Below are 25,752 nucleotides of genomic sequence, written 5' to 3'. Positions count from 1 at the left end.
CACGGCGAGTCGTGTACCCCATTCCAGATAGGACACGAACGCGGCGCGGAACTCCGGATCGGCCGGCAGCCCGACCTCGTCCGCCGCGTCCATGACGGCAACGGGTCGAGAGTGTCCGTTGTGGACAGAGGTTGAGCCTGGTTCTGGTAGGGCTTCAGGAGGTCGGCGACCTGGTGCAGCTCGCCGCCGACCATGACCTGCCTGACGTTGGCCGCCGCCTTGATGTCGGCGAGCGGGTTGCCTTCGACGAACGAGATGTCCGCGGGTGCGCCGGGCTTGATCGCGCCGAGCGGCAGGCCGAGCCAGCGGGCCGGGTTGCGGGTGGCGGTGATGAGCGCTTCCCGTGGCGTGAAGCCGTATTTCACCATGGCGCGCAGGTTCATGTGGGTGGCGGTGGCCGGGGTGTCCAACGGCGCGTCGGTGCCGCAGATGACCAGGCCGCCGCCCCGGTGCACGGCCAGCGCGAACTCGACCCAGCCGCGCAGGATCGCCGGTGACCAGGTCGAGGCGGGGGTGCCCGCGTTGTTGGCGTCGACCAGGTACCGGTCGTACTCCCACGGCGGGAACAGGACTCGGGTGCGTTCGTCGGTGACGAGGGACTTGTCCTCGGCGAGCAGCGCCCGGGACTGGAAGAGCGTCGGGGTCATCGACATGCCGGACCGCACGAACAGTTCGACGACGTCCTGGTAGGCCTTGCCCTGACGGGTGACGGTGTGGGAGTAGCCGAGGCGGTTGGTGGCGCCGACGTGTTCCATGCCGTCCATGCCGAGGTTCGCGGCCGGGTACAGATAATGCGACGACAGCGGGACCTTCGAGCGCTGGACGGCCGCGCGCTGCAGTTCGACGGGCAGGCGGACGTAGGTTTTGATCATGTCGTACGCGAGCTCGTGGGCACGCCGGAGTTCGAGGTCGAGCTGGGCGCGCGACAGCGTCGGGCGCATGAAGTTGTAGTAGACGCGGGAGCCGTCGATGGCTTCGCCGGTGGCGTAGAACCTGGGCCCGGTCAGGGTTCCCGCCGCGAGGGCTTCGCGCGTTTCGACCATCTGGTAGACCGGGTCACCGGGTGAGCGGACGGTCGTGATGCCGTAGGACAGCCACAGGTTGCCCTGGCGCGCTCCCCACTGGCGGCCGCGCAGGTGCCAGTGGTTGTGGGCGTCGACCAGGCCCGGGATGGCGGTCAGCGCGCTGGTGGCCGGGCCCTGGTGCGGGCGGATCTCCTTGACACAGCCGTTTTCCACGACGATGTCGACGTTCTGCCGCAGGTCCTGCGCCTCGCCGTCCCAGTAGGCGCCGACGTGGACCGTCTGCCGTGCCGGAGCCTTGGGCCTGGCCCAGTTCAGGTGCACGCGGATCGTGGAGGTCTTGCCGTCCAGAGTGGACTTTCGGAGCCTGCCGTTGTTCAGGTACACCAAAGCGTCGTTGCCGTGCCACGCGAGCGAGTCGGTGACTTCGCGGGTGACCTGGCGCGGTTCACCGGTGAAGTTCCCCTTGGCGTCGACGGGGACCGCCCAGGCGACGCTCTCCACGACGAACGCGATGTGCTTGCCGTCCGGCGACCAGACCGGGCCGTCGTCGCCGCGGGTGGCGATGGAGCGGAACGGCATTGGCTCGGTGTACTTGAGCTCACCGCTCGCGAGGTCGACGCTCAGGATCTGGCTGGTGCCCTCGCGGAACCGGCGCGAGAACGGCTTCACGGCGGCCAGCGCGACGACCGTGCCGCCGGCGGACCACGTCGGGCGGCCCGGCTGGAAGAGCGTGGGCGTGATCTGGCGGCGGCCGGTGGCGTCGACGATCCAGACCTGGCCGTCCTGGTCCACGTACGCGACCTTGGTGCCGTCCGGGGAGAAACGCGGCGTGGTCTGCGCGCCCGGTGCGGGGGCGTAGAGCTTCTCCTCGCCGGTCGTGAGGTCGCGGAGCCAGAGCTGGGCGACGCCGGTGCGGTCGCTGGCGTAGACGAGCTTGGTGCCGTCCGGGGAGAAGTCCGGGTCCGAGTCGAAGTACTTCCCGTCGGTCAGCTTCGTGGTCTTGCCGTTGCTGAGCAGGTACAGCGAGTTCAGCGCGCGGAACGCGATCTTCGAGCCGTCGCGCGACACGACCGGTCCCGCGATGCCCTTGACCGGGCCTGGCACGAGGTTCTTGCCGCGGTGGGGCTTGACGGTCCTGACCGGGACGGTGGCCTCGAACGGGACATAGGTGCTGGAACCGCCACTGTGCCAGCGGATGTGGCCGTCCGCGGTGTAGAGAACGCGGTCGCCGTCCCACACGGGCGCGAACCCGAACACGTCCTCACCGGTGACGACGGCGGTGGTGCCGAGCATCAGATCGGCTTGGCCGGGGCGCATCTGCGTGTAGCTCGGCTGGTCGCCGGGCCCGAACGCGGCACCGAACAGCTGGTGGCCCGCGGGTGCCGTGACGAGCCGTTCCCGCTTGCCGTCCAACGTGACCGTGTCGACGGTCGCGTTGCCGGTGATGAAGATGATCCGCTTGCCGTCACGGGACCACTGCGGCGCCGCGGCCTCGTCCGGAGCACCGGTCAGCTGCGTGATCGCCCCGGACGCGACGTCCAGGACGTGCACCCCGTAGCTGCCCGCGCGGTCGCTCACGAACGCGATCTTCGTGCCGTCCGGCGAGAACGCGGGCTCGCGGTGGTCGTACTTGCCGTGCGTGAGCTGCTTCGAACCTGTGCCGTCGAGCCCGATGACGTACAGGTGGTAGTTGCCGTCCCGATAGGACTGGAACGCGATCTGGCCGCCCGGCCCGAAGGACGGCAGCGTGGCGTCCTGCAGCTCGTCGGTCAGCTTGCGCGCGGTGCCACCGGTGGACGGCAGCACCCAGATCGCGGTGACGAGGTCGAACGCGAGCCATTTCCCGTCCGCGGAACGGGAAACCGAGATGTTGGTGCCCTGTGTCAGCCTCACCCCGGGCCCAGCGGACTGCCCGGCGGCCTGAGCCGGCCCGATGGTCAGCGTGGACGCGGCGGTGGCGAGAGCGGCGGCCTGCCCGGTGCGGGTGAGCAGTTCGCGGCGCGACAGATCCATGTGGTGGCACTCCCCCGAGAGTTGATCCCCAGTGGGATCCACCCTGCCACCACGAGAACGGCGCGCATCCGCCGTTCGGCCCAGCGTCCAGTCAGTGGGCGGCCTCGACGTTCGCCTTCAGGCGCGCTAGATCCGCGGCGATGCTGCGCCGCACCTGCCACCGCATCAACGGCTCGGCGACCGCGAAGAACCCGCCCGGCGACCCGGTTGCCCGGATCGCGACGTTCGTCCCCTCAGCCGCGTCCGTCAGCTCGTACCGGACGATCATCGGGAAGGGTTTCTCGACCTTCATCTCGATGAGCCGGTCGGGTTCGTGCGCCGTCACGACGTAGCCGTAGTCGAACGTGCGTCCCAGGAACTTCGCGGTGCGGACGACGGTCGCGCCCTCCGTCAGCAGGCCTGGCTGGTCGGGCCTGCTCGCGGTGATCCCACCCGTCCACGCGAGGTCGTTGGCGGGATCGAACATGTAGGCCGCGACCTCGGCTCGCGGCCGGCGCACGACGACCTCAGGCCGCACATCCACGCTCATCGCCGGAGGTTAATCCCACTGTTGCGCCCACGCATGCCGCACGACGAGCCGAGTCCAAGGCGGTGGCTCTGTTGGCGTCTGCAAGTACCGCCAACTCTTGATCAAATCGCCTCCAACTACACCCAACTGCCCCTGGGATCGGCCGCCGCCGGCGCAGCGGCTGGGCGTGCTGGTAATAGAAAAGTGCTGGATGATCTTGGGTTGGCGGTACTTGCAGACGCCATGGCCCACCAGGCGGGCGGGAGGCTAATCCCACCAGAACGCCCACGCATCCTGCCCGACCAGCCGCGCCGCATAAGCGTCCAAAGTCGGTGCGTCCAGCGACGACCAGATGTTGTCCGGGCACAACGCGAAGTGCTCGGCGGCCACCAGCAACGCGTCGTCGTGCGACTGCGGCGGTGCGGCCACGCTGAGGTGCAACGTGTCGTGCCCGCCAACGCCCACAACGCGCGCGCCGAACCGTTCCTCCCAGTCGCGGATGACGGCGACAACCTCGCCCATGTCGCCGATGTAGTTCGCGGGCCCGGACCAGCCCATCTCGGCCAGCGCGTCGGCACCCCGGGCGGCCGCCACGAGTCCGAGGCGCATCCGGGGATCGCCGCCGAGCAGGCTCGACACCAGAGCGAACGCCGCGCCGTCCGGGTCGCCGGTCAACGGCAGCGCGGGCGCGAAGCCCGGCCAGTCGCGGCCGAACGGCGAGGTGACCTCGTCCTCGTCGTCTTCCTCGACGTACTCGTACCACCACTTCGGCAGCAGCACGGCGGGATCACCCGAGCCGGCGGACGCGGCCACGAGCTCGCCGTTGTCCCACGGCCCGTCCTGGCCGAGCACGAGCGGCCACAGACCGGGTTTCCCACGAGCGATCGACACCCACAGGTCAGGCGTCGCCGGGCCGTGGCTCACCCACACCGACGACTGCACGACCTCGCCGGGCGGCAGAGAAAGCCCGGCGAGGTGATCTTCCAAAGTCATCTCAGATGACGAGCGCGCCCTCGATGCGGGCCACCATCGCGTCCTCGGCGTCGACGACCACACCGTCGGCCTCGGCGACCTCGCGGCAGATCGCCAGCACGGCGCGCGGGAACGACGCGGCGTCCTCCGGCGAACGGGCGGCGAGGGTCTTCATGGTGCTGCGCAGCGCTTCGAGGACGACCGGCTCGATCTCCTCGTCGGTGCCGGCGGGCACGGACGGGCGGGCGGCGCCCAGGACCACGCGGAGGTCGTGGGAGAGGTGCGTGAGGGCACGCAGGCCGGCGAACCGCTCCTCCAGCACGGGGCCGGGGTCGGCGTGGGAGACCAGCAGCATCGCGCCGTACACAGCGGTGCGCAGCGTGCGGCTCTCCTCGTCGGTGTAGAAGATCATGGGCCCTACTCTATGTCGGCTCGTCTGGACGTCGGTCAACGGTTGTAGCCGTTCCGGCCCTTGTTCCGGAACGCCGATCGCCGGAAGCGTGACCTGCATGAAAACGTTAAGCAGGTCGGCGCTGGCGGCGGCCGCGGTCTTGATATCAGGACTCGTGGTCCCGTCTGCGGTTGCCTCTCCAACGCAAACTGGGACCGTCCTCATCACCGGCGACCGCGTGAACGTCATCACACAGCAGGGCAAACCACCCAACGTGGTCATCCATCCGGCACCTGGACGCGCGCGGATGCCGTTCCTGAAGACCGTCGACGAGGGCCGGGTGTCGGTCATCCCGTTCGACGCCCAGCAGCTCGTCATCAACGGCGTGCTCGACGCGAAGCTGTTCGACGTCAGCAAGCCCACGACCAAGTTCCTCATCCGCTACACCGACGCACGCATCACGACAGCGACCGTCACGGACAACCTGTGGCAGCAGATCAACCCCAAGGCACCGAACCAGGCCGGCGAACTGCCCGGCATCAGGAAGATCAGCCCTGACCGGATCCTCAAGCCGCTCGACGCCCAGAGCACCCCGCAGATCAAGGCACCGAAAGCCTGGCAGCGCGGATACACGGCCAAAAACGTCAAGGTCGCGATTCTCGACACCGGCGTGGACGAGAACCACCCCGACCTCAAGGGCCGCATCAAAGCCACCAAGGACTTCACAGAAGATGACAACGCTGTCACCGATGAGGTCGGCCACGGCACCCACGTCGCGGGCATCATCGCGGGCGAAGGACCGGAGCCGGGCGTGGCACCGGGCGCGGACCTGCTGGTCGGCAAGGTCTGCAAGCCGTACGGCTGCGAGGAGTCCGCGATCATCGCGGGCATGCGGTGGGCGGCCGAGCAGGGCGCCAAGGTCGTGAACCTCAGCCTCGGCGGCGACGCGACCGACGGCACCGACGAGCTCAGCCAGGAGCTGAACACGTTGAGCGCCAAGTACAACATGCTCTTCGTTGCCGCGGCGGGCAACGAAGGGCGCCAAGAGTCGGTCGGCAGTCCGGCGGCAGCGGACGCGGCGCTGGCCGTCGCGAGCGTCACGAAGGACAACCAGCTCAGCTACTTCTCCAGCCGCGGCCCGCGCATTGACGGCGCCGTGAAGCCGGAGATCAGCGCACCCGGTTACGCCATCGCGGCGGCACGGGCGGCAGGCACCTCCATGGGCTACCCGATCAACGACCGGCACACCCTGGCGAGCGGCACCTCGATGGCCACCCCGCACGTCACGGGCGCGGCCGCGATCCTGGCCGGACAGCACCCGGACTGGTCGCCCGCACGCCTGAAAGCCGCGCTCACCGCAACTGCCGACCCGATCGACGCACCGCTGTTCGACCAGGGCGCCGGCGTCGCGAACCTCGACAGGGCAACGAAAACCCAGCTCACCGCCGAGCCGGCGACCCTGAAGGACCAGGGCACGGTCACCTACCGCAACGACAGCGCCAAGCCGGTCAAGCTCAACCTGAGCCTCCCCACCAACGTCACAACCGACCGCACCACCCTCGAAGTCCCGGCGCACGGCACGGCCACCGCGACCTTCAAGGCCACCAAACCCGGCGTGATCATCGCGCGAGACAACAACAACGTCCTCCGCACGGCCATCTCCACCCAGCAGAAGACCGAGGCCACCGGCCAGATCAAGGTCCAGTCGATCGCCCGCGACGGCGTGCTGAACGGCACCGGCGGCTACGGCTTCCTGGTCGCGATGGCCAACCACACCAACAACAAGATGTACGCGGGCGGCATCGGCAACGGCCGCGCGTTGCAGGGCGACGTCCCGCAGGGCCGCTACACGGTCTTCACGTGGGTGCCGAGCCCGATCGAGGGCCGGCCGCCGTGGGAACCGTCGCAAACCCTTGTCGCGCAAGACGTCACGGTCGGCCCGGACGGCGTCGAAGCCACCCTCGACGCGCGCAAAGGTGTGAGGCTCGAAGCCACCGTCAACGGCGCCAAGGGCACCGGTTCCATCGGCACCAGCCTCGGCGCACCGAACGGATCGGCGTTCGCCAGCCAGGGCGACGAGGTCTACGTGGTACCCGGCAGCGCGAACGGCATGATCTACACGGGCGTCCAGTTCGTCCGCAACGTCAAGGGCAGCGAGAACTGCACCGACACCGTGTGCGCGATCGCGGTCAGCAAGAAGAACGCCCTCACCGCAACGTTCCCCGATGTCGAGGACGCCGACCTCGCCCAGGCCACCGCGCAGATCGGCAAGCCGGAAACCAGCGGCCAGTGGGTCATCTTCGCCGAGCACCCGCTCTCGACTCCCCCACCCGGTGACGGCGCGCAGAACGTCCAGTTCCCCGGCAAGCACACCACCTACTACCACTCCAGCGGCGAGATCGAGTGGTGGGCGGCGCAGGTCGGCCCGGACCAGGAAGTCCTGCAAGCACAGGGTTGGCGCACATACGCCAACGGCAAGAGCTACGACGAGAAGTGGAGCCACGGCGCTTACGGCCCGTCAGTCACGACGACCCGCCACGAACGCAAGGGCAACCTGATCACCGCGAACCTCGCGTTGTTCACCGACTCGACCCAGGGCCACTACGGCGTCGCGGGTGACATGGGCGTCGAAGGCCGCACCGAGCTGCGCCGCAACGGCAAGCTCGTCGACGGCACCACGAGCGCGGACGGCGGCACGTTCCAGGTGCCACCGGACCAGGCCCGCTACCGCCTCGAAGCCACCACCAGGACCGTCCGGGCCGCGTGGGAGTTCGACTCACGACAGTCCACCGGCCCGCTTCCCCTCACGGCGGTCAGGTTCGACGACCGCAACGGCGGCAACATCCCGTTCCGCCTCGACAAGACCACCACGGCCGGCCGAACCAAGAAGCTCACCGTGGACGTGTCCTACGACGACGGAAAGACGTGGCAACCGGCGTCGTACGTCATGTCAGGCGACCGCGGAGTTCTGCTCTCAGTGAAACCCGGCCCGATCAGCCTCAAAACACGTGTGACGGACGTCAACGGCAACTCGGGCGAGCAAACCCTCATCCGTGCGTTGACATAAATTAGATGTGAGAACTCTGGAGGATGAGCGATGACGACCACCGCGACCCGGCCCCGCATCACGGTACGGCGGGTGGTCTTCACGCTCGTCCTCCTGAGCGTCACCACGCTGCTGTTCTGGGTCCCGTTCGAGGGCCTGTTCGCGGCGAGCGCCGAATGGCCCGACCCGGTCCGCCCGATCGCCGCCGTCATCTTCGCGGCCGGAGCGATCTCCATGATCGTGCTCTTCACGCAACGGAACTCCGACCGCGCCGCACGCATCTCCCAGTTCCTGCTCGGCTTCGTCTGGATCGCGTTCGTCTGGACGCTCATCAGTGACGTCGTGAGGCTGGGACTGGCGCTGGGCGGCGTCGAGAACCCGTTCCGCTCCCGCTTCATCGCAGTGCTGCTCGCGGTCCTGATCGTCACCATCACGGCGTACGGCGTCTACGAGGCCATGCGCGTCCCACGGATCAAGCGCCAGGACGTCACCATCCCGCGCCTCGACCCGGCGTTCGACGGCCTGACCGTCGCCGTCATCACCGACACCCACTACGGCGCCATCAACCGCGCCAAGTGGTCGCGCGGCATGGTCGACGCGGTCAACGAGCTGAACGCCGACGTCGCCGTGCACGTCGGCGACATCGCGGACGGCACCGCCGAGCAACGCCTGGAGCAGGCCACCCCGCTCGGCGACGTCAACACACCCCACCGCTTCTACATCACCGGCAACCACGAGTACTACTCCAACGCCCAGGGCTGGCTCGACCTGATGACCCGCCTGGGGTGGAAGGCGCTGCACAACGAGCACGTGGCGCTCGAACGCGGCGACGCTCGCCTGGTGTTCGCGGGCATCGACGACATCACGGCCGACCACTCCGGCGAGCCCGGCCACGCCGCCGATCTCACCCTCGCGCTCAACGGCACCCACGGCAGCGACCCGGTCGTGCTCCTCGCGCACCAGCCGTCGGAGATCAAGAAGGCCGTCGACGCGGGCGTCGATCTGCAGCTGTCCGGGCACACGCACGGCGGGCAGATCTGGCCGTTCCACTACCTGGTGCGGCTGCAGCAGCCGGTGGTCGCCGGCCTGAGCAGGCACAGCGACCGCACCCAGCTCTACACCAGCCGCGGCGCCGGCTTCTGGGGCCCGCCGATGCGCGTCTTCGCCCCCAGCGAGATCACGCTCCTCACGCTCAAAGCTCGGTGAGGTGCCCCGCGTCGTTGAACCGCACCAAGGCCGGTGACTGACCGGTCGTGTAGCGGATGACGGTCAACGCGGCGTTGTCGTTGTTCAGCGTCAGCCACCGCTCGGGCGGGGCGTCCAGCGCGTCCCGCACCAGCCAGCTGATCAGGAACGCGTGCGTCACGACCAGCACCGGACCGTCGCCGGGCCGGGCGAACCGCGTCTCGGCCTCGTGCGCCAGGGCCGGGCCGCGGGTGCGTTCCGACTCCGGGAACTGGTCGAAGAACTCGTCGTGATCAGGGACGAAGTGCGGCACGAAGTCGTCCGCGGCCGCCTCCGCCCGGCAGGGCACCTTGAGCACCTCGGCGATGATCGTCGCCGTTTCCGCTGCGCGTGGCAACGGGCCGTGGTGCACCGCCGCGAAACCCGTGCCCCGCAACCGTTCCGCGAGCAGTTCCGACTGCTTGCGGCCGCGTGCGGTGAGCCTCGACTCGTCCTTCGTCGCTTCGCCGTGCCGGACCAGATGAAGATCTCTCACGCAGTGCAGTCTGCCCTGACGGCCGAAGCGGCGTGATGGGCGTAGGTAGGTCCGGAGTTGTTCCAGTCCTGACCTCGCGTGAGAAGCTGCACCGTCAGATTTCCGCTGGCCTTGAACTTCCCCGCCGCGACCCACTGCCCGCGCTTGTCGACCTGCTTGATCGCGAACGACGCCATCGGGGTGCCGCCGACGCCGTTGCGGTCGAAGACGTAGTACACGGTCGGGTTACCCCCGACCTCCTCCAGGTTGCCGTTCGGGATGAACACCGAGATGTCGCACGAGCCGGACGCGGTGAACGTCCACTGCCCGTAGGCGGAGGCGTCGTCGCGGCGCGCGTCGCCGGACATCGGGATCGACACGAACGCGTTGCCGCACTTGCCGTCGCCGTGGTCGACCCAGCCCTTGCGGCCGTCGCGGTACGAGCCCACCCCGGTGAACCCACCGCAGCCGGGTCCGGTCGTCGACGACTTCGCGCCGGCGGGAGCCCGGTTGCCGTCGTTGTTGCCACCGGGCGGAGGCGTGCCGGGCGTCGTCGTCGGCGGGATCAGGCCCAGCGCCGACGAGGCGAGCGTCGGGTTCGCGCTGTTCGACGCCGAGGACGACTCCGGCAGCTCTTCCGGCGGGGTGATGAGGCCGGGGATGTAGCTGTGCGTGGGCTGCGCGACGTCCGTGTCGCCGCTGTCGTCGCCGCCGCTGAACGCCACGACCGCGATTCCCGCGAGCAGCAGGACGGAGGCGATCAGGGCGATGGCGGCCACGCGCTTGTTGAGCGGGCGGCTCGGCGGCTTCTCCTCCGGCACCGGCAGATCGCCGGCCGAGGCCCAGCGTTCGCGGCCCCTGGCGCGGGCAGCCTCCATCAACGCTGGGTCCGGCGCGAGATGGCGCTCGGTCGATTCGTCGGGGAACTGGGATGGCACGGAGCGCAGTGTGCCAGTAGCAGAGGACCACTCGAACGCGTGGTTCTTTCACGAACCTGTCGTTTGAGCTCAATTAACAGCACGCTGTGTAGATCATGAGCCGTTCTCGTCTACGTTCCGTCACGGGACCGGTCCCCGCGGACCCCCGGAATCCTGACTCACGAGTCAGGGGAGGCGGGCATGAGGTTCGGTGTGCTGGGGACCGTGGTGGCGTGGCACGAGGGACGGGAGATCTCCTTGAGCAGCACCCACCAGCGAACGGTGTTAGCTGTCTTGTTGTTGCAGCACAACCGTGTTGTGCCGCTCGAGAAGTTGATCGACGCGCTGTGGGATTCGGAACCTCCGCCGACCGCCCGCAACATCGTTCAGGGAGCCGTTTCGCACTTGCGCGCGATGCTCGCTCCTGACCCGGAAATCCGGATCTTGCACCGACTTCCTGGTTACGTCTTGGACACACCTGCGGAACGCGTTGATCTCACGGCGTTTCGGAGCCTCGCAACCGATCCAGAACGACTGCGAGAGGCGCTCATGTTGTGGCGCAACGACCCTCTCGCCGACGTGCCCGGACTGCACGCGCATCGTGCGGCGCTCAACGAAGAACGACTCGACGCGGTCGAACGTTGTCTCGATCACGAGATCCACGCCGGAAAGCACCGCGAAGCCATCCCTGAGCTCACGGTTCTCGTGCGCGCACACCCGTTGCGAGAAGGCCTGCACGGCCTGCTGATGCGCGCTCTGCACCAAGCCGGACGCGGCGGCGAAGCACTGCAGGCGTTCCACGACGCACGCCGCGTTCTCTGCGATGAAACCGGTTCCGAGCCTGGAACTGAGCTGCAAACCGTGTTCCAGCAGGTCCTCCAGCCGCGCCGGGTGCAGCCGCGCCAGCTCCCCGCCGCGCTGCCGGGTTTCGTCAACCGCGACGTCGATCTCGGCGACGGCCCGGTCACCGTCATCACCGGACCGGAAGGCATCGGCAAGACCGCGCTGGCGTTGCACTGGGGACACCGGCAGTCTGTTGCGGACGGTGTCTTGTTCGCCGATCTAACGTTGCGCGGCAGCGTGGAATCGTTGCGCGGACTGGTGTCGACGCTGACCGACAGTCCATTGCCGACTGATGAACACGCGCTCGCCGCGCTCTACCGCAGCCTGCTCGCGGGCAAGCGGATGCTGGTCGTGCTCGACCACGCCCGGAGCGCGGAGCAGGTGATCCCGTTGCTGCCGGGCAGCGACACGTGCCGGGTGCTGATCACCAGCCGCGACCGGATGGACGAGCTCGCGGTGAGCCACCACGCCGAGCGCGTCCAGCTGGCACCGTGGTCCGACAGCGAGTCGCGGGACCTGCTCGTCGCGCGGCTGGGGCACGACCTGGTCGGGTCGGAGCCGCGGGCGACGGCGGAGATCATCCAGCTGTGCGCGGGGAATCCGCGGGCGCTCGCGAAGGTGGCGTGCGGGGTGCGGCCGCACCTCCCCCGGACGGCCGCCGATCACGACGCTGAGCGCTGGGCTCTTAAGAGAGTGCGTCGATCAATGCCAGATCTGGTGGCACCAGCGTCGTCGACAGCACGAGTTCCCGCATGAGGTTGTCGTTCAACGCGTTGCCGACGGGCTCGCCGACCTCCTCGCGGACGAGCCCCGCGACGCCCTCCCGCGACAACCGCGAGCGCACGGCGGCGACCATGTGCTCGACCTTCTTGTGGCTCCACGCCTCGTCCGGCCGCAGCTCGGCCATCACCTCGGCGACGTGCTGGCGGGCCAGCGGCTGAGGGTTCGCCTCGTGCATGAGGTAGCGCTGGCCGAGCACGACGAGCAGCAGCCGTTCGTCGTCGGTGAGCCTCCATCGGCGCGGAGGCTCGGTCACGGCGCCGTGCGGCACCGCGGGCTGGCCTCCGTCCGGACCCGCCACGTACAGCTCCAGCAGGTGCTCGCGGTCGCGGGTGCCGCGAATGAACAACGGCGTGTACCCGTCGGTCAACGGCACCGCGTCCTCGTCCGGGAACAGCCACCGCGACTTCGGCAACCGGATCGGCAGCCGCCCCAGGTTGCTCACCCACCACGCGCCCTCACGGCACGTCAGCGCGCCATGCCGCCGTGACACCCGCAGGTCGCTCTCCCCCACACAGATGTCGACATCGGGCCTGTTGCGCCCGAACACCACCGTGTGGCCGTCGACGGGCGCGCTGTTCACCCGGCCCGTCACAGCCAGTGCGACGATCCCGCCGGGCACCGTTTTCGGCACCTGCCGTGCCAAGCTCTCGAACACCTCGTCCCTCCCCAGAATTCATCGTGGCTGAAATATTTTCATCCGAACAATTCTCGGCAGTGTGCACCCGCGGGGCGGGGACCCCTCCCTAAGATCCAGGTTCGTGGTTGGGCGCACTATCGCGGACAGATACCGGCTCGAAGAGCACCTCGGCGCGGGAGGCATGGGAGATGTCTGGCGGGCTACGGACCTGCGGCTGCAGGAGACAGTCGCGCTGAAGCGGCCGCGGGAGGGCGACGCGGGCCACGAGGCGCGCATCGGCGGCGAGCTCAGTCACCCGAACGTGATCACCGTGCACGGCACCGTCACCGACGGTCCCGACCAGTGGCTGGTCATGGAGTACCTGCCGTCGCGGTCGCTGGCGGAGATCATCGAGGCGGACGGCCCGATCAGCCCGCAGCGGGCCGCCAGGATCGGCGCACAGCTCGCGGACGCGCTGGCCGCCATGCACGCGAAGGGCATGGTCCACCGGGACGTGAAGCCCGGCAACGTCCTGGTCGGCGACAACGACGTGGCGAAGCTCAGCGACTTCGGCATCTCGCGGTGGGCCGAGCAGACCCGCGTCGGCGGCGGTGACGTGGCCGGAACCGCCGCGTACCTGGCGCCCGAGGTGGCGGACGGGCACGAGGCACGGCCGGCGTCGGACGTGTTCGCGTTAGGTGCCACGCTGTTCGCGGCCGTGGAGGGCACCTCGCCGTGGGGATCCCCGGACGCCGGGTCCTCGGAACAGCTGCGTCGGGCCAAGGCCTACGACATCACGCCGCCGCGGCACGACGGCCCGTTCGGCGACCTGCTGGCCCAGCTGATGCGGCGCGACCCGCAGGACCGCCCCGCCACCGAGAACGTCCGCCCGCTGCTGGAGGGCGTGAAGCTGCCGAACCCGCGGCGGCGCAAGGCCGTCGTGATCGGTGCCGCCGCGCTCGTCGCCGTGGTCGTGGCCGGCTTCGTGATCTACTCGCGGCTGCCGGTGGCCGGCACGGTCGGCGATCCCCGCACGATGGACGTGTGCGGGCTGACCGCGAGCAAGGACGACTTCCAGCGCTTCCAGCCCCACCACGTCGACACCAACGCCCTGAACTCCTACTGGTTCAACGGCTGCACCAGCTGGGTCGCGTTCGACGAAAAGGGCGACAACGGCGTGGTCCTCGACTACTTCGTGAAGCAGTTCGTCCAGTACGGCGCCGCGAAGCCGACCGGGAAGCTCGGCGAGGTCACCCAGATCGCATCCACGGACGAGGTGTGCACGAAGTCGATCGTGCTGGTCGACGGCAACACCTTGCAGATCGAGGCCAAGGGCGGCGCCGGCCAGCCGTTGTGCGACATCGGGCAGGTAGCGGGCGAGCACGCGCGCTCGGTGCTCACGGAAAAGCAGATCCCGCGCCGCACGGAGCCGTGGCCGAAGGACTCTCTCGCGAACACCGACGCGTGCAGCCTGCTCAAGTCCGAGAACCTGGAACCGCAGCTGAAGTCGGCGGCGACCCCCTACCCGTGGAACGAGCTCGGTTCCTGGGGCTGCGGCTGGGACTACGAGCAGCGGCACGTCCAGATCGAGTTCAGCCGCCAGAACCCGTTCGACGCGGGCGACGGCACGGTCATCGACGTCGGCCGCGACAAGCTCGCCTACCTGGACCCGGAGGCGGACGAGGGCCAGTGCCAGGTGAAGATCCAGCAGCGCGTGGCCAAGGAGGGCGACGAGAAGCGGATCGAGGTGGTCCGCGTGATCCTCTCCGAGGACAAGCTCACCGAAGGCACCTCGTTGTGCCCCGGTGCTACCGAGCTGGCGAAAGCCGTGGTTCCGCGGCTGCCCTGACCTTGCCCGCGACGAGCAGCAGCGCCAGTCCCAGCACGCACATGGTGAGGCTGAACCCGTAGACCCAGCGGAACCCGAACTGCTGGGCCACGCCGAGCAGCGCGCCCGCGACCATGCCGCCGATGATCTGGGTGTTGCTGAACATCGTGGTGGCGTGGCCCGGCCGTTCGGGGTCGAGGCTCTGGAAGTACGTGATGCCCACGCCCATGATCAACGAGATGACCGTGGCGTGCAGGACCTGGAGGGCCATCACCTGCCAGACGGCGTGGGTGAACACCATCAGGCCGTGGTAGCTCAACGAGATCGCCGCGCCTATCACGACGAGCTTGTGCTGCGACATCCGGTTCGCCAGCGAGCCGAACCACAGCATCATCGGGATCTCCAGCGCCGCGCAGAGCCCCATCGCGAGCCCCGCGTCGCCCGCCGTGCCTTCGAGGTTGCTCGTGACGAACAACGGCAGACCACCCACCGCGAGCGAGACGGAGCCCTGCAGGAGCACGAACGCGGCCACGACGACCGAGAAGCCGGCGCGCGAGTGCCCGGTCTCCTCGACCTTCTCGGGTTCGGGTTCGGGTTCGGCTTTGGGCTCGGGCAGCAGGATCGCCAGCACCGCGACGCCGAACTGGAGGATCGCCGAGGCGCCGAAGAGGCCCACCCAGCCGATGTTCGCGACGGTCAGCGCGGCCAGCGGCGGACCGGCCACCCACGCGACGGAGAGCAGGGTGCGCAACACGCTGACGGTCATCGAAGGCCCTTGTGAGACCTGACGCCCGTACGCGAAGAGCTGCGGCAGCAACGACGACGTGATCGCCACGAAGATCACCGACGCACCGAGCAGGAGCCAGTAGTCGCGCAGCACGGCGAACAGGCCGTAGCCGATCGCGCCTGCGAGACCGCCCGCGACGAGCATGTACCGGCGCTGCACCCGGCCGTCCGACAGCTTGCCCATGATCGTGCTGGCGACCACGGACGCGAGCGGGCTCGCGATCAGGAAGACGCTGAGCTGCACCGGCGAGACCTTGATCTCGGAGGTGAGGAACAGGGAGCCGAACGGCATCGCGAACGCCATCGACACGCCGGATACGACGCTGATGACGGACAGTTGCAGGAACGTTCGGGACAGGAGCGGCGAGGAGGTTCTCTCGCGTAGTGCCGTCACACCGCTATCGTGCTTGTTGACTGGTCAATCAGGAAACTAATTTTCCCATTATGCGGGCAACGTCTCACACAATGACGACAGCGCCGTCACGACGGTGATCTCCACCACCCCTGAGCAGGCCGGATCCGGTCATCTCGACCACCTGACAACCGCCGAAGAACATGCTCGGCGCGCGAAATCGGGTAACCGGGAGTTCAGTTTCCGGACGAATTCCCGGTTCGACGTGGAGATGATCTCCGCTGAGGTGCAGCCGGGGCGCGTCGACGGCGTCCTGGGCGGGCATACCGCGGTCGAGGACGTTCACGAGCACCTGCAGGATCGCGCCGCAGATCCGGCTGCTGCCCGCGCTGCCGAGCACCAGTTCGGCCTGGGCGTGGTTGGTGACCACGGTCGGCGACATCATCGACGGCAGCCGGTCGCCGGGCGCGTGGCTGAAGAACCCGTCCGGCGACAGGTCCTCCTCCCCCATCATGTTGTTCAGGTGCACGCCCGCGATGGAAATGCCCGAGCCCGCGCCGTTCGTCGTGGTGACCGAGCAGGCCGTGCCGTCGGCGTCGAGCACGGAGATGTGCGTCGTGGAGCCGAGACGGTTGAGATGCGTCTTCGGGGCGGCCATCGCGCGGATCAGGTCTTGTTGCGACGGGTCGTCCGGCAACGCTTCCAGCATCTGCGTGAGCAACGCACCGCCCGCCGCGGGTGGCGGGTTCGTGTGGATGTCACGGCCACGATGGCGCACGTGCAGCGGTTCTCTCGTGGCGACTTCGTAGGCTTTCAGGTCTTCCCGGCTGAGGTCGCCGCCGTTCTGCGTGATCTCGTCGGCGATCGCCGCGGCGATGTCGCCGGTGTAGAACGGCGCCGCGCCGTCCTTGCCCAGGCGTTCGAGCGCTTCGGCGACGTGCGGCTGGACGAGGAGCTCGCCCTCCTCGAACGCGGTGAGTCCCGCGCTGTGGGCGAGCGGCAGCAGCAGTGAGGTGACGTAGGCCTGGTAGCGGTTGACCCGGTGGCCTTCGCGGGCGTGTTTCGCTGCCGTGGCAACGAGTTCTTCGAGCGGCGCCCGCCCGTAGGTGGCGGCTTTCGCGGCACCGGCTGGCATTCCGTAAGCCGCCACGGACGACGGTCCCACGTGGAATTCTTGGGATGCGTCACCGAAGTGGACGGTGATGGGGTCGAGCTCGGCCCTGGTCGCTCGGGGCGCGCGGCCGGGTGCCACGGCCGAGAAGTCCAGCAGCACGGGGGTTTCGCCGGCCGGGGCGATGAGCATGTACCCGGCCGCGCCGAGCCCGGTCAGCAACGGCTCCGTCACGCACGACGTGAGCATCGCCGCGACGGCCGCGTCGACCGCGTTGCCTCCGGCGCGCAGCATCGCCGCGCCCGCCTGTGCGGTGAGCGGGTGGCCCGCCGCGATCGCGCCTCGCACCGTCGACCTCCATGAAGAGAAGGCAATCAACGGTAGACCTGTGCGCGATCAGCGGGCCACCCGGCTCGGTTACTTCTTGGTAGCCGTGTAGTTCCGGAAGTTGATGTACGTGTCCAGGATGTCCGACGACGCGCTCTCGACCGAGCGGTAGATGCCCCACTTCGGCCGGACGTAGTCGCCCTCGTCCGGGATCTTCACGCCGGAACGCTTGCCCTGGAACGCGATCGGCGCGCTGGAGCCCGTGCCGTTGCGCAGGACGAAGCCGACGGTGCCGCTCGAGCCAGGAGTGATCGTCCACTCGACGGTCACCCACTTGTCGCGCAACGGAGCCAGGTTCCCGGACGCGATGTCCGGGGCACCGGACGTGCTGAACGCGCGCGCCCGGATGGTTTCGGTGCTACCGCTGCGGCTCAACGACAACGTCGTCCACGGGCCGCCGTTGGTGCTGGGTGTCTTGGTCTGGAAGATGTGCGTGAACTTGCTCGTGCCGTGCAGCGATGACGGCATGTACATCTCGTACGAGATGACCCAGGTCTCGCCGTTCTTCATCTTGATGGCGCTGCCGTTGGTCACCATGCCCTTGGACTCGGTGCGCTGACGGTCACCGCCACCGGTCGTGTCGCGGTCGTTCTTCCAGATGTTGAACCGGTAGTGGTCGCCCTCGACGACGATGTACTTGCCCTTGCGGTCGGGGAACTTGTTGCCGCGGTCGACCTCGATGCCCTCGAACGCCTTGAGGCCGTCTGTCTGCGGGTTCGGTGCCCAAGCTGGCGCGAGAGCCGACGCGGGGTTCACCGTGACGAACATCAGGGCGGCGGCTGTGAGGGCCGCCCTTCGGGTGATGCGCGATTCCATCGTTCGGTGCGTCCTTCCTGGCGGCGATTCGGCAGGGGAGCACATCGGGCGGCGGACTTCGATGCCCTTACGTCTACGAAGGTAGGAGGTCTCGACCTGCGATGTCAACGAAAGTGACAGAACTTGACTGCTGTTTACATGATTCATCGGATTAGTCCGGCCGGAATTGCGATCATTCCTCATACCGCCACTCCCCCGGAACGGTCGTGGAACGGGATGGAACGCCAGGCGCGTGCCATGAACGGCGCTTTCATGGACCTGAGGGTCAGCCCCTGAGCGCCAGGGCGAGCCTGACCGCGTCCGCGCGGGAGTGCAGGTCCGCCTTGGCGAACAGGTTGTTGATGTGCGTCTTCACGGTCGCCTCGCTGATGAACAGCCGGCGGGCGATCTCCCCGTTGCGCAGGCCCTCGCCGATCAGGTCGAGCACCTCGCGTTCGCGGGCGGTGAGGTCGATTCCGGGCTGCTCCACGGGTTTGCGGCTGGCGAGGTCCAGCAACCGCAGCTGCACCGCCGGGTCGAGGATCGCGTTGCCCGCGTGCGCACCGCGCACGGCCTGGATGATCGTGCCGCGGTCCGCGTCCTTGGTCAGGTAACCACGGGCGCCCGCGCGCAACGCCGCCAGGATCGAGTCATCGTCGTCGAACGTGGTCAGGACGACGACCGGCAGGTCCGGGTGCGACTCGCGCAGTGCGCCGGTGGCCTCGGCGCCGCCCATGACCGGCATGTTGAGGTCCATCAGCACGACCTCGGGCGTCAGTTCCTCAACGGCCGCAAGGGCTTCCTGACCGTTGGACGCGGTGCCGACGACGGAGATGTCCGGGTCGAGGTCGAGCATGACGGCGAGCGCGTCGCGGATCGCCGCCTGGTCGTCCACGATCAACAGCCTGATCATCGCGGCAGCTCCATCCTGACCGTCCATCCTGGACCTTCCGGGCCCGCGAACAGCGTCCCACCGAGCAAAGCGGCCCTTTCGCGCATGCCGGTGAGGCCCATTCCGCCGGTCTGCGACTCCCCCGCCGGACCGTTGTCCGTCACGGTCAGCTTGATCGTCGACGCCGTGTACTCCAGCACCAGGTCCACGTCGGCGCCCGGCGCGTGTTTGTGCGCGTTGGTCAGGGCTTCCTGCGCGGCGCGGATGATGGCCTGCGCGATCTCGACGCTCACCGCGTCCTCGCCGACAACCCGGAATGACGCGCCATGGGTCTCAGCGAGCTTGGCGATCGACTCGGGCAACGGCAGTGCGGCGTCTTTCAACGCGTGCACGGCTCGTCGAGTCTCCTTGAGCCCGGACACCGCCAACGCCCGTGCGCGCAGCACCGCTTCGTTGGCCTCGACGGTTTTGCCTGCCGCGTGCAGGGCGTCGGCCATGTCGAGCTGCACGGCGATACCGGACAGCGAATGCCCGACCACGTCGTGGATCTCGCGCGCGATCCGGCCGCGTTCCTCCAGTGCCGCGGCGTACTCGGCGGCCACCTGGGCATTGGCGCGTTCGCGGCGGATCAGGCCGAAGAACACCGGCAGCCCCGTGGTGAGGCACAGCCACCACGACGGGCCGTCCGGCGCGTCCACCAGCCACGTCGAGATCGTCGCGAGCAGCGACCCCGTGACCGCCAGCGCGACCGCGAGGCGGGCGGACCGCAGGCGGCGGCCGGCGGTGCTGGTCGCGAGGAACACGAACGCGACCGCGGCGCTGGCCGGTGCCAGCGCGAACAGCGGGGCGCTGACCAGCACGAACACCGTGACCACCACGATCGCCCAGCGTTCGGAGAACCGGTCCAGCACGAACGCGGACGTGACCGCCGCGGCGATCGCCACGGCGGTCAGGGTCCAGGTCAGCCCGGGCAGGTGCGGCGGCCGGTCGACCAGGTGGATCACCGTGAGCACGGAGATCACCAGTGCGACCAGCGGCCGGAACAACCCGTCAGCGAACATCATCATCGGGATGAATCATGCCTGGTTTCGTGCACTTTCTGCTGCCACGAGTCCAGGAACGGCGACGTGCGGTGCGGCGCGCCCCGGCGCCCCTTCGACCACACGACCTGGCCGGGCACCCGCACGGCCTTGGCCAGCACGACCAGTCCCTCGGCGAGCAGTCCCGCGCCGACCACGAGCATCAGCCCGTTGCCCGCCTGCACCGCGCCGGGGTCGATCAGGTTCATCACGAACCCCGCAGCGAGCCGCGCGGCGATGCTGGCGAACCACAACACGATCGTCATGGCGGTGTAGCGGAGCATCACGATCCCGTTCCGCTCGTACGTGCGGATCGTCAACCCCCGCAGCACGCCGAAGACGACGCTCAGCGCCGCGCTGACCACGAGGAACACGATCGCGGTCAGCGAGTGCACGGACGTCTGCGTCAGCCCGATGACCCCCAGCACCACCGGAAGCACGAGCAGCCGCTTGCCCACGGCGGGCTCCCCCATCAACCGGCGCGCCATCACGTAGATGATGGCCGCGGCGATCAGCACAATCTGCACAGTCCCTGTCATGGGCTCAACGTTAGGAATTCGCGCAGGTCAACGCGTGGGCCTGGCACTGTAGCCAGGGTGGAGATCCTTCTCCACCCGCGGGTTGAGGGACGGGGCAAAACGGGTAAATCAGGTCATGGAGTGGATCACGCGGCTGATGGAGGCGCTGGGCTCGCCGGGCGCGGGGCTCGCGGTCGCGCTGGAGAACGTGTTCCCGCCGGTGCCGAGCGAGGTGATCCTGCCACTGGCCGGCTTCACCGCGGGCCAGGGCAAGATCTCGCTGCTCGCGGCAATTCTGTGGACGACTGCTGGCTCGGTCGTCGGCGCGCTGGTGCTGTACTTCCTGGGCGCCTGGCTCGGATTGGAACGGTTGCGGCGCATCGCCGGGCGCGTGCCGTTCGTGTCGGTGTCCGATGTGGACAAAGCCGATGCGTGGTTCGACGAGCACGGCAACGCCGCCGTGTTCGTCGGACGGATGGTGCCGGTGGTGCGGAGCCTGATCTCCGTCCCGGCCGGGGTGTCCGGGATGCCGCTCGGCCGGTTCACCCTCTACACCGCGGCGGGCAGCCTGGTGTGGAACTCCGCGCTGATCCTCGCCGGGTACGCGCTCGGCGAGAACTACGCGGTGATCGACCGCTACCTGGGCTGGGTCTCGACCGCGGTGCTGGTGGCGCTGGCCATCGCCATCGTCTGGTTCGTCGTCTCGCGCTTGAAGGCGCGCCGTTCGTAGAGCACCGACGCCGCGGCGATCGCCAAGCCCGCCAGCGAAAGCGCGACGCCGACCCACGCCGTGGACGTGTAACCCCAGCCCGCCGCGATGGCCAGGCCACCGAGCCACGCGCCCGCGCCGTTCGCGACGTTGAGCGACGAGTGGTTCGACGAGGACGCGAGCGACGGCGCGTCCGGTGAGGCGTCCATGAGCCGGATCTGCAGTGCCGCGGCCAGAATCTGCACGACGAAGCCGAGCAGGAACAGGTTCACGAACAGGAACACGGGGATCGTCGCTGTCAGTCCGAAGAGGACCAGGATCAGGCAGACCGCGACTAGGCCGCCGAACACCGAGCCCATCGCGGACCGGTCGACGAACCTGCCGCCGAACGTCGCGCCGAGCGTCATGCCGAGGCCGAACACCGCGAGCATCCACGGGACGGCCGTCTGCGAGAGCCCGGCGACCTCGGTCGTCAGCGGCGCGACGTAGGAGTAGACGGCGAACATGCCGCCGAAGCCGATCATGCCGGTGAAGATCGCGAACCACACCGTCGGCCGGCCGAACGCGCGGACCTCGCCCTGCATCGACGCGCCCTCGACCTTGGCCATCTTCGGCACCCACGCTCCGATGGCCGCTGCTGTGATGAGGGCGATCACCGCCACCGCCAGGTACGCCGTGCGCCACCCGATCTGCTGCCCCGCCGCCGTCGCGAGCGGCACGCCGACAAGGTTCGCCACGGTCAGACCGACCATCACGCGCGCAACAGCCGTGCCGCGCCGTTCGGGTGCCACGAGCGTTGCCGCCACCACCGCCGCGATGCCGAAGAACGCGCCGTGCGGCAGCCCCGCGACAAACCGCGCCACGAGCAGCAGCGTCTTGTCCTGTGCCGCGGCACTAAGGCCGTTGCCCAACGCCACCGCGAGCATCAGCCCGATGAGCATCCCCTTGCGCGGCAGCTTGGCCCCGAGCACCGCGATCAACGGCGCCCCGACCACCACCCCGGCGGCGTAGAGGCTGATCGCGTGCCCCGCCTCGTAGTCCGGGATCTTGAACGTCTCCGCGATCTGCGGCAGCAGCCCCATCGTCGCGAACTCGGTCGTACCGATGCCGAACCCGCCGAGCGCGAGCGCGGTCATGGCGCGGGTGGTGTTCACAGCTCCCCTTGGACTAGTTAGCAACCGGAACGATTTTACGGCCCTTCTGACGCGCTTCAGAAGCCTTCCCCGCGGTGCCGCTGCTCACACGCCTTTGGAGCACGATGGAGACCACGGCCACCACGAGACCGGCCACGGCCAGCAGCGCGCCGATCCAGTTCGGCGCCGTGTACCCGAGCCCGTGCCCGATCGCCAGCCCGCCGAGCCACGCCCCACCGGCGTTGCCGAGGTTGAACGCCGCGATGTTCGCCGCACTGGCCAGCGCCGGCGCCCCTGCCGCCGTCTGCATGACCCGCATCTGCAGCGGCGGCACCGTCGCGAACCCGGCCGCCCCGAACAGCACGATCGTGATCGCGGCCAGCGGCATCGAGTGCGCGGTGAACACGAACGCCGTCAGGATGGCCGCCAGCGCGATCAGGATGACGACGATGCTCTTCATCACCGACCGGTCCGCCGCCTTGCCGCCGAGCAGGTTGCCCGCGAACAGCCCCACGCCGAACAGCACCAGCAGCCACGTGACAGCACTGGACGAGAAGCCCGCGACCTCGGTCATCATCGGCGCGATGTAGGTGAACGACGCGAAGACGCCCGCGAACCCGAACGCGGTCATCAGCAGCGCGAGCCACACCTGCGGGTTCCGGAACACCCCGAGCTCGCTGCGCAGGTCGCTGCCGTGACTCTCTTGTCGCGGCACCAGGAACAGGATCCCGAGCAGCCCGAGCACGCCCAGCCCCGTGACCGCCCAGAACGTCGACTGCCACCCCAGCGCCTGCCCGAGCGCCGTCCCCATCGGCACGCCCAGCACGTTCGCCACGGTCAGACCGGTGAACATCAACGCGATAGCGCTCGCCTTGCGTTGCGGCGCCACGAGGTCAGCAGCAACAACCGATCCGACGCCGAAGAACGCCCCGTGCGCCAACGCCGCGATCACGCGCCCACTCATGAGCACCTCGTAGGTGTCCGCGAGCGCCGAGACGAGGTTGCCCGCGATGAACAGCACCATCAGTGCCGTGAGCATCTTCTTGCGCGGCAACCGCCCGCCCAGCACGGTCAGCAACGGCGCGCCCACCACCACCCCGAGCGCGTAGCCGGAGATCAGCAGCCCGGCCGAGGGAATCGAAACGCCCAGGTCAGTGGCCACCTCGGGCAACAGCCCCATGATCACGAACTCGGTCGTGCCGATGGCGAAGGCGCTGATCGCGAGGGCGAGCAGAGCGACAGGCATGGTCACACAGTCCTTGAAGTCGTAGGTTGTCCGCGTGAGCAATAGTTGCACACGCGGGCAATTGCCCACGACTCCTAGCCCGGTGAAGCCCGTCACGCCCATGCGAAAGGCCGGCTCCCACGGCGGGAGCCGGCCTCCTCTTAACTCAGATGCGCGGGACCTCGACGAGCGTCCGCCCGTTCAGCGGCTGCGTCGCACGAGCGTTGCCCGCGGTGAACAGCCCCTTGAAGCGTGCGATCGTCGCGGCCGTGACGTGCTGCTCGCCGGCCAGGTACCACTCGACACCCTCGGTGAAGGGCGCCGTGGTGAGCGAGCCGGTGTAGTGCAGCGTGTGGTTGTCGTAGGCCGGCAGCAACCGGTTGAGGTTGATCGGCTCGACGTCGACCGGGGTGCCGCACTCCGGCGCGAGCGTGGCCAGCACGTCGTCCACGACCGAGTGCGCGCCCACGACCAGTGGGACGCCGACCACGAGCAGCTTGCCGTCGGCGCTGCGGTGGACGAGGTGCATCTCGAGCGGGGTGTGGCGGCCGTTGAACGCGTGCTCGGACGGCGTGTGGAAGTGGAACTGCACCAGGTCGTACCGGGTGCCGGCGACGGTGACGTGACCAGAGCCGGGCTGGACGTCCGCCTCCTCGGTCTCCTCGTGGTCGCGGGTCGTGCAGCCGTTGGGCTTGTCCGCGTCCTTGCGGATGTACTTCAGTTCCAGCGCGGAGTGCCCGTAGATGACGTCGAGCTCGGGCGCGTTCGGGTCGAGCCGGATCGCGCCGGGCGTCACGTTGACGGGACTCTGCTTCGGTGTCCCCGACTCAGCGGGGCCGGCCGCGAAGAACGACGCGGCGAGCACCAGCGGAAGAAGAGCCGGAAGGGACCGTCTTAGGTTCATTGGCTCACTTTTCACCTGATCGAGTGAAAAGGGAGCAAGAGTGTGGCCACGCTCTCACGGTTCCGGAATTCGTTCCGGTCTCAGTTGGAGGTGACCCCCGGAAGCCTTTCCACGAACCGGAATTCACCGTGAAAGGATCGTCCGATGAACTTGGGGGAGCTCATCGCGAAATACGACATTCCGGGCGCGTGGCAGCACGCGTGCTCAGCGCACACACCCGAGTCGGGACCACGACAGACTCAGTGTTCGAGATCGGCTCGATCACCAAGCTCTGGACAGCCACACTCGTCCAGCAACTGGTGAGAGAAGACGTGCTGAACCTTGATCAGCCAGCCAGAAACCACCTGTTCGGCTTCCAGCTGAAAGGCCGCGAGGCCACGGACACGAAGTTCGCCGCCACTCTCACCGACAAGGAACACCTCCTGCCGCCCGGCACCCTGCACTCCTACTCCGACACCGGGTTCACCGTCCTCGGCAGGCTCGTGGAAGTGCTGCGCGATCGGCATTTCCACGACGTCCTACGCGAACGACTGATTACGCCATTGGGCCTAAAGGCAATCGCCGTCGACACCTACGAGGCAATCCTGCACCGCACCGCGGTCGGACACGTGCAGACGACACCTACGAAGCAATGGGCGGTCTCCTACCGGACAACGCCCAGCGGCTCACACCTCGCGATGAGCGGCCACGAGCTGCTGACGTTCGTCCATCACCACCTCACCGACCCGACGCTCGCACCACTGCGCGAACACCAGCTCGACGTCCCGGACTTCGGCGGCGGCGTCGTCGCGTGGGGCCTCGGCTGGATGCGCTACCCCGGCGGCATCGTCGGCCACACCGGCGTCTCCAAGGGACAGAAGGCTTTCCTGCGCGTCGACCCGTCAGCAAACCGAGCCGTGGCCGTGCTGACCAACAGCACCAACGGCGATCCCCTGGCCCACGACATCTTCACCGCGGCCGGGTTCGACCCCGCCCCGATGCCCACACCACCAGCGAACCCGGCCCCGATCGACGACCGGATGTGCGGGACCTACCGCACCCCGCTCCACGACATCACCCTCACCCGCACGTCCCTCACCCACGAGCCGCGCACCGAGCTCGGCAAGTCGTTCCGCGACAACACACCCGTCGACTGCTGCTGACCGCCGAAATTCCGGAGCCCTTCCTTGAGCTTGTCCTCACCCTTGTCGATGTGCTCAGTGTGCTTGCCGCCGGTCTTC

Annotated in this window: 21 protein-coding genes and 3 pseudogenes; 7 read left to right on the top strand and 17 right to left on the bottom strand. The window is 68.5% G+C overall.

The features are described 5' to 3' along the window. From ABZX92_RS34405 to ABZX92_RS34385, 5 genes and pseudogenes are all read right to left on the bottom strand, one after another. Positions 1-96: pseudogene (locus ABZX92_RS34405) on the bottom strand (antibiotic biosynthesis monooxygenase); the annotation flags it as partial. 143 nt (positions 97-239) lie between these two features. Next, positions 240-3,038, bottom strand: a pseudogene (locus tag ABZX92_RS34400) (DPP IV N-terminal domain-containing protein); the annotation flags it as partial. A 91-nt stretch (positions 3,039-3,129) separates the two neighbouring features. Continuing rightward, the gene (locus ABZX92_RS34395) at positions 3,130-3,567 is read right to left on the bottom strand and encodes an SRPBCC family protein (protein WP_355568799.1); all 438 of its coding nucleotides are present in this window, start codon (positions 3,565-3,567) and stop codon (positions 3,130-3,132) included. A gap of 246 nt (positions 3,568-3,813) precedes the next feature. After that, positions 3,814-4,539 carry a DUF4253 domain-containing protein gene (locus tag ABZX92_RS34390; protein WP_355568796.1) on the bottom strand — a complete coding sequence of 242 codons (726 nt, stop codon included), beginning with the start codon at positions 4,537-4,539 and terminating at the stop codon, positions 3,814-3,816. A gap of 1 nt (position 4,540) precedes the next feature. Next, positions 4,541-4,930 carry a hypothetical protein gene (locus ABZX92_RS34385; protein ID WP_045315021.1) on the bottom strand — a complete coding sequence of 130 codons (390 nt, stop codon included), beginning with the start codon at positions 4,928-4,930 and terminating at the stop codon, positions 4,541-4,543. Positions 4,931-5,147: 217 nt separating this feature from the next. On the opposite strand from ABZX92_RS34385, the gene ABZX92_RS34380 reads away from it, so the two are divergent. Both ABZX92_RS34380 and ABZX92_RS34375 read left to right on the top strand, forming a co-directional pair. Further along, positions 5,148-7,976: a S8 family serine peptidase gene (locus ABZX92_RS34380; RefSeq protein WP_355568793.1), complete on the top strand. Its 2,829-nt coding sequence runs from the start codon at positions 5,148-5,150 to the stop codon at positions 7,974-7,976. Between the two features lie 30 nt (positions 7,977-8,006). Then, positions 8,007-9,161: a metallophosphoesterase gene (locus ABZX92_RS34375; protein WP_355568790.1), complete on the top strand. Its 1,155-nt coding sequence runs from the start codon at positions 8,007-8,009 to the stop codon at positions 9,159-9,161. On the opposite strand, the gene ABZX92_RS34370 is transcribed toward ABZX92_RS34375, so the two are convergent. Both ABZX92_RS34370 and ABZX92_RS34365 read right to left on the bottom strand, forming a co-directional pair. After that, positions 9,148-9,675, bottom strand: coding sequence for a histidine phosphatase family protein (locus ABZX92_RS34370; protein WP_355568787.1), 528 nt, complete (start codon positions 9,673-9,675; stop codon positions 9,148-9,150). The genes ABZX92_RS34375 and ABZX92_RS34370 overlap by 14 nt on opposite strands. Continuing rightward, positions 9,672-10,592, bottom strand: a complete 921-nt coding sequence (locus ABZX92_RS34365) for a hypothetical protein (RefSeq protein ID WP_355568784.1) — start codon at positions 10,590-10,592, stop codon at positions 9,672-9,674. The genes ABZX92_RS34370 and ABZX92_RS34365 overlap by 4 nt, the downstream gene beginning before the upstream one ends. A gap of 180 nt (positions 10,593-10,772) precedes the next feature. Here ABZX92_RS34365 and ABZX92_RS34360 point away from each other — a divergent pair. Both ABZX92_RS34360 and ABZX92_RS34355 read left to right on the top strand, forming a co-directional pair. Next, positions 10,773-11,390 (top strand): annotated as a pseudogene (locus ABZX92_RS34360) (BTAD domain-containing putative transcriptional regulator); the annotation flags it as partial. Between the two features lie 42 nt (positions 11,391-11,432). Continuing rightward, complete coding sequence (locus ABZX92_RS34355; RefSeq protein ID WP_355568802.1) at positions 11,433-12,170, top strand: NB-ARC domain-containing protein; 738 nt, start codon at positions 11,433-11,435, stop codon at positions 12,168-12,170. Here the strand turns inward: ABZX92_RS34355 and ABZX92_RS34350 are convergent. After that, positions 12,100-12,852 (bottom strand): FHA domain-containing protein, encoded by a 753-nt coding sequence (locus ABZX92_RS34350; RefSeq protein ID WP_355568781.1) that lies wholly within the window; start codon positions 12,850-12,852, stop codon positions 12,100-12,102. The genes ABZX92_RS34355 and ABZX92_RS34350 overlap by 71 nt on opposite strands. Positions 12,853-12,955: 103 nt before the next feature. On the opposite strand from ABZX92_RS34350, the gene ABZX92_RS34345 reads away from it, so the two are divergent. Beyond that, complete coding sequence (locus ABZX92_RS34345) at positions 12,956-14,662, top strand: serine/threonine-protein kinase (protein ID WP_355568778.1); 1,707 nt, start codon at positions 12,956-12,958, stop codon at positions 14,660-14,662. Here the strand turns inward: ABZX92_RS34345 and ABZX92_RS34340 are convergent. The 6 genes from ABZX92_RS34340 to ABZX92_RS34315 form a co-directional block, all read right to left on the bottom strand. After that, positions 14,622-15,821, bottom strand: coding sequence for an MFS transporter (locus tag ABZX92_RS34340; RefSeq protein ID WP_355568775.1), 1,200 nt, complete (start codon positions 15,819-15,821; stop codon positions 14,622-14,624). The two genes, ABZX92_RS34345 and ABZX92_RS34340, sit on opposite strands and share 41 nt — an antisense overlap. Positions 15,822-15,885: 64 nt before the next feature. After that, positions 15,886-17,238 carry a gamma-glutamyltransferase gene (locus ABZX92_RS34335; protein ID WP_355568772.1) on the bottom strand — a complete coding sequence of 451 codons (1,353 nt, stop codon included), beginning with the start codon at positions 17,236-17,238 and terminating at the stop codon, positions 15,886-15,888. Positions 17,239-17,307: 69 nt separating this feature from the next. Then, the gene (locus tag ABZX92_RS34330) at positions 17,308-18,093 is read right to left on the bottom strand and encodes a hypothetical protein (RefSeq protein ID WP_355568769.1); all 786 of its coding nucleotides are present in this window, start codon (positions 18,091-18,093) and stop codon (positions 17,308-17,310) included. A gap of 265 nt (positions 18,094-18,358) precedes the next feature. Continuing rightward, positions 18,359-18,985 carry a response regulator transcription factor gene (locus ABZX92_RS34325; RefSeq protein ID WP_355568766.1) on the bottom strand — a complete coding sequence of 209 codons (627 nt, stop codon included), beginning with the start codon at positions 18,983-18,985 and terminating at the stop codon, positions 18,359-18,361. After that, entirely contained in the window at positions 18,982-20,031 is a 1,050-nt protein-coding gene (locus ABZX92_RS34320) for a histidine kinase (RefSeq protein WP_355568764.1), read from the bottom strand. The genes ABZX92_RS34325 and ABZX92_RS34320 overlap by 4 nt, the downstream gene beginning before the upstream one ends. After that, on the bottom strand, positions 20,028-20,582 hold the full coding sequence (locus tag ABZX92_RS34315) for a DUF1453 domain-containing protein (protein ID WP_355568761.1): 555 nt from the start codon (positions 20,580-20,582) through the stop codon (positions 20,028-20,030). Before ABZX92_RS34315 ends, ABZX92_RS34320 begins: the two co-directional genes overlap by 4 nt. A 115-nt stretch (positions 20,583-20,697) precedes the next feature. Between ABZX92_RS34315 and ABZX92_RS34310 the strand changes: the two genes are divergently transcribed. Beyond that, positions 20,698-21,291 carry a DedA family protein gene (locus ABZX92_RS34310; protein ID WP_355568758.1) on the top strand — a complete coding sequence of 198 codons (594 nt, stop codon included), beginning with the start codon at positions 20,698-20,700 and terminating at the stop codon, positions 21,289-21,291. Here the strand turns inward: ABZX92_RS34310 and ABZX92_RS34305 are convergent. From ABZX92_RS34305 to ABZX92_RS34295, 3 genes are all read right to left on the bottom strand, one after another. After that, entirely contained in the window at positions 21,198-22,424 is a 1,227-nt protein-coding gene (locus ABZX92_RS34305) for an MFS transporter (RefSeq protein WP_355568755.1), read from the bottom strand. The genes ABZX92_RS34310 and ABZX92_RS34305 overlap by 94 nt on opposite strands. A 13-nt stretch (positions 22,425-22,437) precedes the next feature. Then, positions 22,438-23,649 carry an MFS transporter gene (locus ABZX92_RS34300; RefSeq protein ID WP_355568752.1) on the bottom strand — a complete coding sequence of 404 codons (1,212 nt, stop codon included), beginning with the start codon at positions 23,647-23,649 and terminating at the stop codon, positions 22,438-22,440. Between the two features lie 145 nt (positions 23,650-23,794). Further along, positions 23,795-24,532 carry a carbonic anhydrase family protein gene (locus ABZX92_RS34295; protein WP_355568749.1) on the bottom strand — a complete coding sequence of 246 codons (738 nt, stop codon included), beginning with the start codon at positions 24,530-24,532 and terminating at the stop codon, positions 23,795-23,797. Between ABZX92_RS34295 and ABZX92_RS34290 the strand changes: the two genes are divergently transcribed. Further along, complete coding sequence (locus ABZX92_RS34290; RefSeq protein ID WP_355568746.1) at positions 24,445-25,674, top strand: serine hydrolase domain-containing protein; 1,230 nt, start codon at positions 24,445-24,447, stop codon at positions 25,672-25,674. The two genes, ABZX92_RS34295 and ABZX92_RS34290, sit on opposite strands and share 88 nt — an antisense overlap. Positions 25,675-25,752 lie beyond the last annotated feature (78 nt).

This window comes from Lentzea sp. NPDC006480 (genome assembly GCF_040611995.1).
GTDB lineage: Bacteria > Actinomycetota > Actinomycetes > Mycobacteriales > Pseudonocardiaceae > Lentzea.
The sequence above is the reverse complement of the archived record's forward strand: the minus strand, read 5'-3'. Positions and strand labels throughout refer to the sequence as shown.